Origin of the sequence: Halosimplex amylolyticum, assembly GCF_051414035.1 — an archaeon.
Lineage (GTDB): Archaea > Halobacteriota > Halobacteria > Halobacteriales > Haloarculaceae > Halosimplex > Halosimplex amylolyticum.
In genome coordinates, this window is the sequence record NZ_JBLKNW010000002.1 from 460,302 (window position 1) to 474,024 (window position 13,723).

A 13,723-nucleotide genomic window follows, 5' to 3' on the forward strand; every position below is an offset into this window, starting at 1 on the left:
CACTCCGTTCGCGCCGCTCTGCTCGCGGGTCACTTCGTTCCCCGGTCGCATTTCCGAGGTCTCACTCCGTTCGACCTCGCTACGACTGAAAACGGTTAACTGCCTACGTCGACAAACCGCTATCAAATGGCCGAGGACGTCAAACCCACCCGGAAGGAGCTCATGCAGATCGAGGAGCGCATCGAGCTCTCCGAGCGCGGGCACGACACGCTGGAGCAGAAACGCGACGGCCTCATCATGGAGTTCATGGACATCCTGGACGAGGCCCAGGACGTCCGATCCGACCTCGACGACAAGTACGAGGAGGCCCAGAACGCGATCAACATGGCCCGCGCGCTCGACGGCGACGTGGCCGTCCGCGGCGCCGCCGCCGCCCTCAAGGAACACCCCGAGCTCACCACGGAGTCCAAGAGCGTCATGGGCGTCTACATCCCCCAGATCGACTCCACGAAGGTCTCCAAGAGCCTCGACGAACGCGGCTACGGCGTCCTCGGGACGAGCGCCCGCATCGACGAGGCCGCCTCGGCCTACGAGGAACTGCTCGACCAGATCATCCTCGCCGCCGAGGTCGAGACCGCGATGAAGAAGATGCTCGACGAGATCGAGACGACCAAGCGCCGCGTCAACGCGCTGGAGTTCAAGCTCCTCCCCGAACTCCGCGCCAACGAGGAGTACATCGAGCAGAAGCTCGAAGAGCAGGAGCGCGAGGAGATCTTCCGCATGAAGAAGATCAAGGACAAGAAAGAGCGCGAGGAGGACGAGGAACGCGCCGAGGCCGAAGCCGAAGAGGCGGAAGACGCCGAGACCGTCGCGGCCGACGACTAACGCGCCTCTCTTCTCCCCCGTTCTGCGACTCTGTAACGTTCTGCGACTCCGTCCCGTTCTGCGATTTCGTCCCGTTCTGCGACTCCGTACCGTTCTGCGCTCTCCCGCTCTCCGGCCGGCATCGTTTAGTCGACAGCGGCGCCAGCGACGGTATGGACTGTCCCGACTGCGGCGCGCCGACGCTCGCCTTCGCCGTCCCGCCGGAGTACCGCGAGTACCTGCCCGCCGACGCGGCCGGCGCGGAGGTGTGTACCGGCTGTCTCGCCCTCCGGCCAGTCGACGACCCGCCCGACGAGCGTCCCGACTTCACCGTCATCAGCGACGCGATCCCATCGAACCCGGACGCCGCGCTCCCGTTCGTCCTCCTGGTGGGGCTGGTCCCGTCGCTGGCGACGAATCGTACGGAGATCTCAGCGCTCCTTGAGCGCGTCGAGCGCGCGGGGACCGACCCGCTCCTCGCGCTCGACCGCCTGGCCGACGACCCGGACGTCGACCCCGCGGCCGACCTGCGGACGCGCCGCCGCCAGCTCGAACAGCTCCTGTGACCCCGCGCCCTCTGGCGAATCGGTCCCGGAAATCCGCGCCGAGTACGCCGTCCCTACTCTGTTAGGTACAGTGCATTTACACCCGGGGCCAATACAGATGAATGCGGCATCGATGCCAGGTGCCGCCGCGACGACACTTAGGACCCGTCGTCGTCTCCCCCCAATCCCCCCCTAACCACCAGCACCCAATTCGCGTCGCCGGTGGTGGCCCGACGGAGGCACTCTCCCCCGCCTCCCGGGTACGCCGGCGACATCTCTCTCGTTTCGTAGCCGACGCTTACTGCCTGCTATCCCGTCCATCGCCGTAATCTCGGTACGATCCCGGCGCGATTCTGTGCGTCCACTCCGACGAACGGCCGCGCGGCTATGCGGTCAGCGTTCCGGCGCACTACAGCGCGAAAAGCGAGCCGTCGGGTCAGCTCAGACGCCGGTCGAGTACCGCAGAATGCCGGCGATGCCGCCGAACGCCGAGAGGAGCTGCTCGCCCTTCTCGAAGTCGCTGGAGACGAAGTACGTCTCGGTGCCGCGCTGGTCGGCGAGTTCCATGAGGTGGTCGATGGCGTCGTCGCGTTCGGCCTCCATGGGTTCGCCGCAGCGGTCGCACGACCGCTCGTCGTCGAGGCTCTCGGAGTGTCCGAGCAGTTCGCGTTCGGTGTGGCCGTTGGGACAGTCGTAGATGGCCACGTCCTGGCGGAGGTCCTCGCTCAGCAGCAGCGTCTCGACGGCGCCCATGTTGAGGTTCTCGCGAGTGGGACCGAACCCGTAGGTCGCGAGGTCGCCGTCGTGGAGTTCGTCGAAGAACTGCTCCATGTACTTCTTGTCCTGGAGCATCTCGTGCTCGTCGAGCACGTCCTGGGCGGCGTCGACGAGGTCGTACAGTCCTGACTCGTCGGTGTAGGAGACGTCGAACTTCCCCAGGACCATGTCGCCGAGCTCGTGGTGGAGGTAGTCGCCGTCGAGGAACTCGTCTTTCGTCGGCGAGGGACCGCCGACGAGGATACCGTCCATCTCGTGGCGCTGGTCGACGAACAGGTCGTTCGCCATCCCGGCGACCTCCTGGTAGAAGTTGTCGATGGCTTCGAGGCGCAGGCGGGCGAATCGCTGGGCTGACTGGCCCCCTTTGCGCTGTTTGCCGGGGACGAGCGACGAGGCGGACTTGACCGGTTCGACGCGCTTGCCCCGGAGCCAGCCGACGTTGGCCTCCCGGCGGTCGAGGACGATGAGCCCGAACAGGCCCTTGTCCGCGAGCATCTCCTCCAGCGGCTCGGTGAGGAAATCCGAATCGCAGTGGTAGCGGAACGACTCGATGGGCTGGGGCGGGCTCTCCAGCGTCCGGGTGATCATCTCCGAGCGGCCGCCGCCGGTGTCGATGGCGCCGGAGAAGATGACCATCCCGTTGTCGGGCGGGTAGGTGTCGTAGTAGCGCAGGCGGTCTTTGATCGAGGTGAGCGCGTCCTGGACGGCCGTGCGGGTGTCCTTGGACTTGATGTTCGCCGCCTCGCTGTGCTCCTGGGTGACGTGGGCGACGACGCTGCTGACCTGCCGGTCCTCGGGGATGTAGATGGAGACGAGCTGCGTTCCCGACCCGTCGTACCCCTTGAGCTCCTCGATGACCTTGCGGAACTCGTATTTCTGTTTGTCCGACTGTCCTTCTTGCTCGCTCATTGTGTCTGTGTCGGGCTGTCGGGGCTAAGTAAGTGTTGACCTGTCCGAGCGGGAGACCGCACGCGGGTCGGGCACGTCGCCGGACAACCGACGCGGCGCACGGTCGGAATGGCCGAACGGCTCGTCGGCTGCGACGAACGGGTTCGGTCGTCTTCGCCGCCGACACCGCCCGTCTCCGCGGCCGAGCGTCGGACGCGCGTCAGAACGGACGGCGGGTTTATGTGTGACCCGTCACTTGGACGTACACAATGGCGGGCTACGTGTGTACTGTTGCCGGCGGTAAAGGAGGGGTCGGCAAGACCACGACGGCGGTCAACGTCGCGGCGGCCATGGAACAGGACGGGTACGACGTCGTCGTCGTCGACGCAGACCTGGGGATGGCGAACCTCGGCGCGATGCTCGGCGTCGACCCGGAGACGAGCATTCACCAGATCCTCGCGGGCGGGCGCGCGGTCAGCGAGGCCCTGACGGACGTGCAGGGCGGGATCACGATCGTCCCCGGCGAGCAGAGTCTCGAAGCGTTCGCCGACGCCGACCCGGCGAAGCTCAGCAAGGTCATCAAGACGCTACGTAACGCCTACGACGTCGTCCTCATCGACACCGGCGCCGGGCTGAGCCACGAGACGACGGTCCCGCTCGGCCTCGCCGACGGCGTCGTCCTCATCACGACGCCCGACGACGTCGCGGTCGGCGACGCGATCAAGACCGCCGAACTCGCCGACCGCGTCGACGGCGAGGTCATCGGGACGGTCCTCAACCGGACGACCACCGAGACGGACGTGGAGGCCATCGCCGACCGCTTCAACTCGAAGCTGTTCGCGGTCATCCCCGACGACATCGAGGCGACCGCCGAGGAGCCGCTCGTCCTCAACGCCCCCGAGAGCGCGGCGGCCGAGGCGTACCGTCAGCTCACGGAGCGCCTGATCGGCATCTTCTTCGAGGGCGTCGAGATCGACGAGGTCGAGACCGCCGTCGAGGCCGACTGGTTCGTCGACGGCGAGGAGGAAGACGACGACGACTCCGGCGGCCGGTTCGGGCTGTTCGGCTGACAGACGTATCGGATACCTATTTGAGGGGGCCGTCCGAAACCGGGCGTAGAGTCGCACCCGCGGCTCTGGATTGGTCCATGGAACTCGACGAATTCGTCAGCGCGAACGCCCCCGACGAGGGCGGCGAGCGCTTCGAACTGGAGAACAGCAAGCTACTCGACATCGACGTGGACGGCACCGTGCTCACCAAGGCCGGCGCGATGGTCGCCTACGACGGCGACCTCTCGTTCACCGGCAAGTCCTCCGCCGAGGGCGGCCTCACCGGCTTCATCAAGGAGGCGGCGACCAGCGAGGGGACGCCCGTGATGGAGGTCGAGGGGCAGGGACACGTCTACGTCGCCGACCGCGAGAAGAGGATCCAGTTGCTCCGGCTGGGTCCCGACGAGGCCATCTCGGTCAACGGCGAGGACGTCCTGGCCTTCGAGGACCGCGTCGACTACGAGATCGGGACGATCGGGAGCATCGGCGGCGCGTCGGCCGCCGGACTCACGAACGTCTTCCTCTCGGGGCCGGGGACGGTGGCGATCACCACTCACGGCGACCCGCTGGTGCTGGAACCGCCGGTGCGGACCGACCCCGACGCGACCGTCGCCTGGAGCAGCAACCTCTCGCCGAGCATCAACACCGACCGGAGCCTCGGCGACGCCATCGGGCAGTCCTCCGGCGAGACGTACCAGCTCTCCTTCGAGGGCTCGGAGGGCTTCGTCGTCGTCCAGCCCTACGAGGAGGGGCCCGGCCCGCAGTGACGAACGGTCAGTAGCGGTCCACCACGACCGGTCGGGCTCGGCGGCGGCCGCCGCGCCCCGCCGGCATTCGTCATTCATATATCCGCCGCTCGAAAACCGGGTGGTATGTATCTCTCCTTGCGCGCGGAGGTCGAGGACGCCCTCGCAGCGGCGCTGACCGCCCTCGACCTGCCGACCGCGGACCTGGGCATCGAGCGCCCGCCCGAGGACGTCGACGCGGCCGTCGCTTCCAGCGTCGCCTTCCGGCTGGCGAACGAGGTGGGCGCGCCGCCGCCGAAGGTCGCCGCCGACGTCGCGGCCGAGATCGACCCCGCGGGCTACGACTACCTCGGACGCGTCGACACGCAGGGCCCGTACCTCAACTTCTACCCCACCGACCGGTACCTCGCCGAGACCGTCGAGCGCGGCCAGTCCGACGAGTACGGCCGCCTGCCCGACCGCGACACGTCCGTCGTCGTCGAACACACCAGCGCGAACCCGACGGGGCCGGTCCACGTCGGTCGCGCGCGCAACCCCATCGTCGGCGACGCCGTCGCGCGCGTGCTGGACTTCGCGGGCTACGACGTGGACACCCACTACTACGTCAACGACGCCGGCCGCCAGGTCGCCGTGTTCACCTGGGCCTACGAGACCTTCGACGAGGACGACCTGCCCGCGCCCGAGCGCGCGAAGGCCGACTACGAGCTCGTCCGCTACTACCGCAAGGGCAACGAGTTCCTCGAAGACGGCGACCCCCAGGAGGTCGAGGAGGCCGAGGCCGAGATCGAGGCGATCATGCAGGGGCTGGAGGACGACGACGAGGAGGTCTACGAGCGCGTCGAGCGCGTCGTCGACCAGGTCCTCTCGGGGATGACCGAGACGCTCGACCGCCTGCCCGCCGCCTTCGACGAGTTCGTCAAGGAGAGCCGCTTCATGCGCGACGGCTCGACCGACGACGTGGTCGAGCGCCTGAAGGCCCTCGACGAGGCCGTCTACGAGGAAGACGCCTGGCAGCTCGACCTCTCGGAGTTCGGCCTGGAGAAGAACCTCGTCTTCCTGCGCTCGGACGGGACGACGCTGTACACGACCCGTGACGTCGCCCACCACGAGTGGAAGTTCGCCAACTACGACCGCGCGGTCACCGTCATCGGCGAGGACCACCAGCTCACCTTCGAGCAGCTCCGCCGGACGCTCGAACTGCTGGACCACGACACCGACCAGCTCGACCAGGTGTTCTACTCGTGGGTGAACCTCCCCGGCGGCGAGGGGATGAGCACCCGCGAGGGCACCGGCATCGACCTCGACGACCTGCTCGACGAGGCCATCGACCGCGCCCGCGCGGAGGTCGAAGACCGCCTCGACGACCGCATCCGCGACGACGACCTCGACGACGAGGACGTCGAGCGTATCGCCGAACAGGTCGGGACCGGCGCCGTCCGCTACGACATCGTCTCGAAACAGCCGACCAAGGCCATCACCTTCGAGTTCGAGCGCGCGCTGGACTTCGAGGCGCAGTCGGCCCCGTACGTGCAGTACGTCCACGCGCGTGCCTGTGGCATCCTCGACGAGGCCGCCGGCGAGGGGCTCGAAGCGGCCGACTCGATCGACCCCGCGCTCCTCGACACGGACGCCGAGCGCGACCTCCTCCGCACCATCGCGCGCTTCCCGGCGGTCGTCGAGGAGGCCGCCGAGGAGCTGGAACCGCACCGCGTCGCCACGTACACCCGCACCTTCGCCGAGCAGTTCAACGCCTTCTACCGCGAGTGTCCCGTCCTCTCCGCCGACGACGAGGCGACCCGGCGCGCCCGCCTCGCGCTCGTCGCCGCCGCTCGCGAGACGGTCGGCAACGCCCTGGGCCTCCTGGGCGTCGCCGCCCCGGACTCGATGTAGGTCGATCCCGGACGGAGGTCGATTCCGTTCCGATTCGACGCCGGTCGGTCCCCTCCTCGTTCCGGCCGCGTCAGAAACTACCGAGCGCGATCACGACGCCGGCGAGCGTCGCGAGCGCGAGCACGAGAAAGACGAAGACCCACCAGCCGGGGACGGGCTCGTCGCCGGACTCGTCGCCCTCGCTCATCCGTCGCCCCCCGACGCGTCGCCGGCTCGAGTCGCGTTCGCTGTGGGTACTGCCATCGGCAATAATTGGCGTCGAATAGACAAATATGTGGTGGCGGGCCGAGCGCACGGCCGCTCGGTCGCCGGTGTCGTCCGCCCGTCCGGCCGCCGCCGTCACTCTGCGAGCCGCCCCTGGTAGCACGGTCGCCCGACCATCGCGATCGACGTAGTTACCGACCGTTCTATATAGTGCTACGGAGCGATCCGCACGTCGATATAATGGACTTAGTCACTGTCTTGCCCGCCGGCGGCGTAGCGACGGACGACCGACGCGGCCGGGCCGACTCCCGGTGCGTCTCTACTTTCCCATGACCGACACCACGCACGACGCCGACGGGACCGAGGCTATCGGCGGGACCGACGAGACGATCGAGGGGAGCGACGCGACGGACGGCGCCTCGCTCGACGGCCTGGCGCTCGACGAGGCGGTCGAACGCGTCCTCGCCCGCGAGGGCGAGCGCGACCCGGGGACGGTCCGGACCGCCCTGGAGTACGTCGTCGAGGACGGCGTCGTCAGCGGGGCGGCCGTCGAGGAGGCGCTGAAGGCCACCTCGAAACTCGTCGCCACCGCCGAGACGCGGACCGAACTCGCGCGGATCGCACTCGACGACGCCCGCGAGGCCGCCGAACCAGTCGCGGACCTCCCGACGGTCGCCGCCCGCCTCGACCGCTTCGAGGCCGAGGTGACGGCCGTCGAGGAGCGCGCCGCGGCCCTCGGCGAGGCCGTCCAGTCCGTGGTCGAGGACCGCGAGGACCCCGACGCCCGTTTCGCCGTCGCCGACGGCATCCGTCAGATCGAGGCCCGTTCGCGGGCGGTCCAGCGGGACGCCGACGACCTCCAGTTCGACCTCGAGGAGTTCGAGCGCTGGCTCGACAGCCACGACGCACGCGTCTCGACCCTCGCCGAAGACGTCGACGCCCTCGCCTCGTCGCTCGACGCGCTCGCGGAGGCCGTCGACGACCTCGCCGCCGGAATCGAGGGACCTGGCGGTGGCCCAGCGGACGGCGATGCGAACGGCGACGCAGACGGCTCCGGCGCCGGCGTCGCCCGCGCCTGGTTCGACGCGACCCTCCGCGTCGGGGTGATCGGGCTCACCGTCGACGACCTGCGGGCCGAACTGGGCGACCTGCGAACGTGGGCTGACCGCGAGGACGAAGCCGCGAGCGATACAGCGCCCGACGGCGGGCTGGCCGACCTCGACGCGCGCCTCGCCGATATCGAGGCTCGCGGGGTGGCCCTCGACGACCGCCTCGACGACCTCGCGACGCCCGACTGGCGCGACCGGTTCGGCGACCGGATCGACGGGTTCGAGCGGGACCTCGACGACCTCGCGCCGCCGGTCGAGTGGCGTGCGGTGGAGCGAGCGCTGGAGACGCGGCGAGCTGAGGCCGATTCGGCGGAGTAGCAGGACGGAGCGACTTCGAGGGACGGGCGGCCAGATCGCGGCTCAGACGTTTTTCGAGCGGATCGCGGCGCGAGTGGCGACGTCGGCGACGGCGGCGCCGGCGTCAGCCGTGCGGGCGAGGTGGTCGAGTGCACGGGCGAGCGCGACGGTCGCGGCGGTCGACCTGTCGAAGGGGGCGGTCGCCTCGTCGAACAGCGCCTCCTCGACGGCCTCGATGTCGGTGACGGCGTCGTCGTAGCGCGCCGCCGCACCGGTCTCGCGCACGTCGTCTCCCTCGTCGAGGACCGCGGTCGTGGCGTCGTCGACGACGCCGCGGGCGGCCGCGGCGGCGTCGCGGACGTTCTCGGCGACCGGACCCGGGAGGGGCTCGGGGAGGCGCTCGGCGGCGCGAGCGACGCCGACGCCGTGTCGGCTGACCTCCTCCAGCCGGCGGGCGGTCACGTAGTAGTCGAACAGCGTCGGGCGGGTCAGGCCGAGGCGGTCGACCTCTTCGAGCGAGACGAGCGAGCGCGAGACGTGTCGGGCGACCATCCGGGAGAGCCGGTCGGCTTCGTCCGCGCGCGCCTGCAACCGCTCGTGGGCCTCGGCGTCGGCGTCGACGAGCGCGTCGGTCGCCGTCCGGTGGATCGACAGCGCCGTGTACTGCAGCTGGACCACCGACTGCCGGACGGAGACGTTCGCGGCGTCTAGCAGGTGCTGGACGGTGATCTCGTCGGCGGACTCGACCAGCAGGTCGCTTCCGACGAGGGTGCGAACGACCTCGCGGGCGACCCGGCGCTGTTCGTCCGTGAATGCGTCGGCGGGCTCCAGCGTGACCGTCTCGAACCCGACGGCGTGGGCGGCCCGGAGGGCGCGGCGGACGAGCGCGGGCTCCTCGCCGTCGACGACGACGGTGGCGCTACCGAGTTCGTCGACGTCCTTCTCGGCGGTGCGCAGGACGATGGAGTCGTCGATGTGCGTCGAGAGGTACAGCTCCATCCCCGCTTCGAGGCGGTGTTCGTTCGCCCAGTCTTTGGGGATCGACACGGTGTACGTTCCGCCGCCGACCTGCTGGAGTTTGCGCGTCTTCATCAGTCGAGCACCCGTGGGTCGTGTTCGAGCATCAGTAGAGCAACTCCGGGTCGTTTTCGAGCATGTACAGCGTCCGCGCGGCCACGTTGACGGCGTGGTCGCCGACGCGTTCCAGGTCGCGGAGCGTCAGCAACACCCGCGAGACGTCGTCGAGGACGCGCTCGGCCGCCCAGGAGTCGTCGCCGGCCTCCCGTTCGAGGAGGTCGCGGACGACGCGCTCGCTCGCGCGCTGACAGAGCGCGTCGAGGTCGTCGTCGCGCTCGGCCACCGCGTGGCAGGCGGCCGCGTCCTGGGTATCGTAGGCCGCGAGGGCGCCGTCGAGCTGGTCACACGCGTCGGCACCGATCGCCTGCACGTCCACCTCGTCGGTCCGGCCGTCGGCCGACAGCGCGTATCGCGCGAGGTTCGTCGCGAGGTCGCCGACCCGCTCCAGGTCGGTGAGGATCTTGAACGAGGCGGCGACGAAGCGCAGGTCGGAGGCGACCGGTTGCTGGAGGGCCAGCAGGTCGATGCAGTCGCTCTCCAGGGCGAGGTACCGGTCGTTGATCTCGTCGTCGTCGTCGATCACGTCGCGGGCGATCGTCTGGTCGCCGCTTTCGAGGGCCACCAGCGCGTCTTCGAGCTGGGCGACCACGGCCGCGCCCAGGTCGAGCACGTCGCCGCGCAGGTCATCGAGTGCCGTCTGATAGCCGTCGCGGGTCACGGGATCACCCGAACTTGCCGCTGACGTAGTCCTCGACGCGCTGGCTCTCGGGGTCCTCGAAGATCTTCCCGGTGTCGTCGTACTCGACGAGTTCGCCGCCGGTGAGGAAGACGGCCGTCTGGTCGGAGATGCGCGCCGCCTGTTGCATGTTGTGGGTGACGACGACGACCGTGTAGTCCTCGGCGAGCTCTTCGATGAGGTCCTCGATCTTCGAGGTGGCGACGGGGTCGAGCGCGGAGGCTGGCTCGTCCATGAGGATCACGTCGGGGTCGACCGCGAGACAGCGGGCGATACACAGCCGCTGTTGCTGGCCGCCCGAGAGACCGAGCGCGTTGTCGTCGAGGCGCTCGCTCACCTCGTCCCAGAGCGCCGCCTGCTTGAGCGAGCGCTCGACGAGCGCGTCCTCTTCTTCGGTGTCGTCGCGGCCGGTCAACTGCGCGAGCAGTCCGGTCCGGACGTCGCCGTGCTTGCGCGGGCCGTAGGCGATGTTCTCCCGGATGGACTTCGGGAAGGGGTTGGGCGCCTGGAACACCATGCCGACGCGCTTGCGCAGCTCCACGAGGTCTGTGTTGTCCTGATAGACGTTCTCGCCGTCGAGTTCGACCGAGCCCTCGATACGGGCGACGTTGATCCGGTCGTTCATCCGGTTGAGACACCGGAGGAACGTGGACTTGCCACAGCCGGAGGGGCCGATGAGCGCCGTCACGCTCTCGTTCGGGATGTCCATCGAGACGCCCTTCAGCGCGTGGTCGTTCCCGTAGTGGACGTTCAGGTTCTCGACGGACAGCTTGGGGTCGCCGCCGAAGGAGTAGTCGGTCCACTCAGCGCGGACCTCTTCCCGGCTCTCGCCGGCCGTCGTGGTGAGGCCGCGGTCGTCGGTGCTGTTCCCCTCGTTCGGTGTGATGGTGTTCGGTTGACTCATTGGTGGAGTTTGCTGCGGAAGTAGTAGCGCGTCGCGATGCCGATGGCGTAGAACGAGAGTACGACGAGCAGGAGTGTCAACGCGACGCCCCAGGCGAACTGTTCGGGGTTGGGCACGCCGCCGAGTCCGGCGGTGATCAGCGCGAAGAGCTGGTAGGGGAGCGCGCTGCTGGCGTCGAGCAGGGCCGGGTTCGAGACGAACGGCGGGGACGCGCTCAGTTGGAAGCTCCCCAGCACTGCTGCGGCCCTCCCCTTCCCGGGCAGGACGCCGCCGCCGGTCGTGAGCAGGATGGGCGCCGTTTCGCCCGCGATCCGTCCGACGCCGAGAATGACGCCCGTGGTGACGCCCGGGATCGCGGCCGGGAGGACGACGCTGCGTATCGTCTGCCACTTGGAGACGCCGAGCGCGGCACTCGCGTCGCGGTACTCGTCGGGCACGGCCAGCAGCGCCTCGCGGCTCGTGATGAGCACGAGCGGCAGGAGCATGAACCCGAGCGTCAGCTGGCCGGCGATGATCGACTTCTGATTCCCGAACCGGGGAATGAGGAAGGCCGCCCCGAAGAGGCCGAACACGATGCTCGGCGTGCTCCAGAGGCCGTTAGTCGCCACCTCGACGACCTGCGTGAACCGGCCCTCCTCGGCGTACTCGGCGAGGAAGACGGCCGCTCCGACGCCCGTCGGGACGGCGACGAGAACCGCGCCGACGACGAGCCAGACGGTGCCGACGATGGCCGGGAAGATCCCCTTCACCTCGGCGAGCAGGCCGGCCCCGTTCGTCAGAAACGGCCACCTGACGAGGGCGCCGTCGGTGAGCAGGCCGAAGCCGCGGAAGAGACCGGGGGCCCCCTTCAGCACGACGAACAGGATGAGTCCGACGAGCACCGCGAGGATAGCCAGGACGACGAGGTAGATGAGGACGTAGGCGCCGACGTGGCGCCCACGGGCGCCGTAGCCGCCGTACGTCTTCGCCGCCGCCCAGCCGGTCACGAGCGCGGACGCCATGACGAGGAACGGAACGACGACGTCCGCGAACAGCGTCGCGTTGAACCCATCGAGCGGCCACGACCAGCCCGACCCGATGAACCCCGTGAGCAGCGACACGCCGACGAGCACCGCGACGGCGCCCGCCGGGGCGGTCGATCCGATGTCCTCCCGCGGGAGCGCCGTCCCGGCGAACGCGACGGCGCCGGCCGCGACCGCGGGGACGAGCCAGAGCGGCCACGACAGGCCGAGAGTTTGGGAGGCGACGAGCCCGCCACCGCAGAACCAGATACCGGTGAACGCGACCGCCGCGACGATACCGGCGCTCTCCTGTGGTGACGTAGCGATGAGGTCCCGTCGGGAGGCGAAACCGAACCCGACCACCGCCACTCCGGTGAGGGTGACCAGGCCGCCGAGGACCGCTACCATCGGGAGCCCGGCGACGGGGTCGGTTATGCGGACGATCTCGAGCAGGGCGGCGAGCCCCATGGCGAAGAGGACGCCCGAGAGACCGACCGTCGCGGCGGCCAGCCGCTCGTATCCCGTCGTCGAGTCCCTGACGAGGACGTTCCCCGGTTCCGCCGCCATTAGCTCTCACCCCCGAGCTTCCGGTCCATGCGTACCTGGATGTACTGGGAGCCGAGACTCAGGAACATGACCGTGATGAACAGGATGACCCCGGCCGCGAAGAGGGCGTGCTCGTGGATGCCGTTCGCGCTGCCGTAGTCCGACGCGATGACCGAGGTCAACGTCTCGTACCCGTAGAACACGTTGTACAGCGGTTCGCTGATGCGGGGGACGTTCCGGAGCATGACCGTCGCTGCCATCGTCTCGCCGATGGCGCGACCCACGCCGAGGAGCACGGCGGCCGACACGCCGGAGAACGCCGCGGGGATGGTGATCGACGTCATCGACTGCCAGTCCGTCGCGCCGAGCGCGAGCGACCCGTTCTTCATCGAGTCGGGCACACTCGTGAGCGCGTCTTCGGCGACGGAGACGACCGTCGGCAGCGCCATGAGGCCGACCATCGCGCCGACGAAGAGGTACGTCGCTCCGCCGTTGAGGGCGAACGCGTCGCCCGCCCACGGGTTCACGATGGTAAACCCGATGAATCCGTAGACGATCGACGGGATCCCGGCCAGGATCTCGACGGCCGGCTTCACGAGTTCCCTGACTGTCGGGGGTGCGATCTCGCTAATGAAGAGCGCGGCCGCGACGCCGAGCGGGCCCGCGACGGCGGTCGCGATGACGGTCACGAGGACCGTGCCGTGGATCATCGGCAGGAGCGAGAACTGGACGGGGTCCGTGACGGCGTCCCAGCGCGTCTGCGTGAACATGCGGAGGCCGGGAACGGTGACGCCGAACACGGTCACCGACTCGTAGCGGAACGCCGGGATCGACTCGACGAAGATGAACACGACGATGAGCCCGAGCGTGACGATAGTCACGGTCGTCATTCCGAACGTGAGGGCCCGGACGAGCAACCCCTGATGTCTGAACCAGCCGTACGTCGACGCGAGGAGGGCCACAGCCAGCGGCACCGCAGTCCAGGAGGCCGTGAGCAGGAAGCCCACGAATCCGAGCAGTATCGACCCCAGGACGAGGCCTATCACGACGACCGCTTCCGGTTCCGTCTCCTCGAAGAAGCGCCGCGCTCGTGCGACCCGTCTCCCGACGGTCGCTTGCCACCGTGCCACCGATATCGGTTTGTTTGTCA

12 protein-coding genes are annotated in these 13,723 nt (G+C 69.0%); 6 read left to right on the top strand and 6 right to left on the bottom strand.

The genetic code is table 11. The features are described from left to right. The first annotated feature begins 126 nt into the window (after nt 1-126). Nucleotides 127-825, top strand: a complete 699-nt coding sequence (locus ACMGFE_RS12835; RefSeq protein WP_436925592.1) for a V-type ATP synthase subunit D — start codon at nt 127-129, stop codon at nt 823-825. Between the two features lie 152 nt (nt 826-977). Beyond that, entirely contained in the window at nt 978-1,370 is a 393-nt protein-coding gene (locus tag ACMGFE_RS12840) for a DUF6276 family protein (protein WP_436925593.1), read from the top strand. 420 nt (nt 1,371-1,790) lie between these two features. Here the strand turns inward: ACMGFE_RS12840 and prf1 are convergent, their stop codons facing one another. Beyond that, the gene (prf1, locus tag ACMGFE_RS12845; protein ID WP_436925594.1) at nt 1,791-3,035 is read right to left on the bottom strand and encodes a peptide chain release factor aRF-1; all 1,245 of its coding nucleotides are present in this window, start codon (nt 3,033-3,035) and stop codon (nt 1,791-1,793) included. Between the two features lie 248 nt (nt 3,036-3,283). Here prf1 and ACMGFE_RS12850 point away from each other — a divergent pair, with 248 nt between their 5' ends. The 4 genes from ACMGFE_RS12850 (at nt 3,284) to ACMGFE_RS12865 (ending at nt 8,330) form a co-directional block, all read left to right on the top strand. Beyond that, nucleotides 3,284-4,084 (top strand): MinD/ParA family ATP-binding protein, encoded by an 801-nt coding sequence (locus ACMGFE_RS12850; protein ID WP_436925595.1) that lies wholly within the window; start codon nt 3,284-3,286, stop codon nt 4,082-4,084. A 77-nt stretch (nt 4,085-4,161) separates the two neighbouring features. Further along, complete coding sequence (locus tag ACMGFE_RS12855; protein ID WP_436925596.1) at nt 4,162-4,830, top strand: AIM24 family protein; 669 nt, start codon at nt 4,162-4,164, stop codon at nt 4,828-4,830. Nucleotides 4,831-4,935: 105 nt separating this feature from the next. After that, a complete protein-coding gene (gene argS / locus ACMGFE_RS12860) occupies nt 4,936-6,699 on the top strand; it encodes an arginine--tRNA ligase (protein WP_436925597.1) in 1,764 nt (587 codons plus the stop codon). Nucleotides 6,700-7,232: 533 nt separating this feature from the next. Next, a complete protein-coding gene (locus ACMGFE_RS12865) occupies nt 7,233-8,330 on the top strand; it encodes a halo transducer protein (protein WP_436925598.1) in 1,098 nt (365 codons plus the stop codon). 42 nt (nt 8,331-8,372) lie between these two features. Here ACMGFE_RS12865 and ACMGFE_RS12870 read toward each other — a convergent pair whose 3' ends face one another. Genes ACMGFE_RS12870 through pstC form a run of 5 tightly spaced genes read right to left on the bottom strand, consistent with a single transcriptional unit; the run spans nt 8,373 to nt 13,703 of the window. Then, entirely contained in the window at nt 8,373-9,401 is a 1,029-nt protein-coding gene (locus ACMGFE_RS12870; protein ID WP_436925599.1) for an AbrB/MazE/SpoVT family DNA-binding domain-containing protein, read from the bottom strand. Between the two features lie 31 nt (nt 9,402-9,432). Then, nucleotides 9,433-10,104 carry a phosphate signaling complex protein PhoU gene (gene phoU, locus ACMGFE_RS12875; protein ID WP_436925600.1) on the bottom strand — a complete coding sequence of 224 codons (672 nt, stop codon included), beginning with the start codon at nt 10,102-10,104 and terminating at the stop codon, nt 9,433-9,435. 4 nt (nt 10,105-10,108) lie between these two features. Further along, nucleotides 10,109-11,026 carry a phosphate ABC transporter ATP-binding protein PstB gene (gene pstB / locus ACMGFE_RS12880; protein ID WP_436925601.1) on the bottom strand — a complete coding sequence of 306 codons (918 nt, stop codon included), beginning with the start codon at nt 11,024-11,026 and terminating at the stop codon, nt 10,109-10,111. Then, the gene (pstA, locus tag ACMGFE_RS12885) at nt 11,023-12,594 is read right to left on the bottom strand and encodes a phosphate ABC transporter permease PstA (protein WP_436925602.1); all 1,572 of its coding nucleotides are present in this window, start codon (nt 12,592-12,594) and stop codon (nt 11,023-11,025) included. Before pstA ends, pstB begins: the two co-directional genes overlap by 4 nt. Next, on the bottom strand, nt 12,594-13,703 hold the full coding sequence (pstC, locus tag ACMGFE_RS12890; RefSeq protein ID WP_436925603.1) for a phosphate ABC transporter permease subunit PstC: 1,110 nt from the start codon (nt 13,701-13,703) through the stop codon (nt 12,594-12,596). The genes pstA and pstC overlap by 1 nt, the downstream gene beginning before the upstream one ends. Nucleotides 13,704-13,723 lie beyond the last annotated feature (20 nt).

What these genes read in the sequence shown, in the direction of transcription:
- ACMGFE_RS12870 (WP_436925599.1), bottom strand. Translation starts at nt 9,401, where the DNA reads ATGAAGACGCGCAAACTCCAGCAGGTCGGCGGCGGAACGTACACCGTG.
- pstB (WP_436925601.1), bottom strand. Translation starts at nt 11,026, where the DNA reads ATGAGTCAACCGAACACCATCACACCGAACGAGGGGAACAGCACCGAC.
- ACMGFE_RS12835 (WP_436925592.1), top strand. Translation starts at nt 127, where the DNA reads ATGGCCGAGGACGTCAAACCCACCCGGAAGGAGCTCATGCAGATCGAG.
- pstA (WP_436925602.1), bottom strand. Translation starts at nt 12,594, where the DNA reads ATGGCGGCGGAACCGGGGAACGTCCTCGTCAGGGACTCGACGACGGGA.
- ACMGFE_RS12840 (WP_436925593.1), top strand. Translation starts at nt 978, where the DNA reads ATGGACTGTCCCGACTGCGGCGCGCCGACGCTCGCCTTCGCCGTCCCG.
- argS (WP_436925597.1), top strand. Translation starts at nt 4,936, where the DNA reads ATGTATCTCTCCTTGCGCGCGGAGGTCGAGGACGCCCTCGCAGCGGCG.
- ACMGFE_RS12855 (WP_436925596.1), top strand. Translation starts at nt 4,162, where the DNA reads ATGGAACTCGACGAATTCGTCAGCGCGAACGCCCCCGACGAGGGCGGC.
- ACMGFE_RS12850 (WP_436925595.1), top strand. Translation starts at nt 3,284, where the DNA reads ATGGCGGGCTACGTGTGTACTGTTGCCGGCGGTAAAGGAGGGGTCGGC.
- ACMGFE_RS12865 (WP_436925598.1), top strand. Translation starts at nt 7,233, where the DNA reads ATGACCGACACCACGCACGACGCCGACGGGACCGAGGCTATCGGCGGG.
- prf1 (WP_436925594.1), bottom strand. Translation starts at nt 3,035, where the DNA reads ATGAGCGAGCAAGAAGGACAGTCGGACAAACAGAAATACGAGTTCCGC.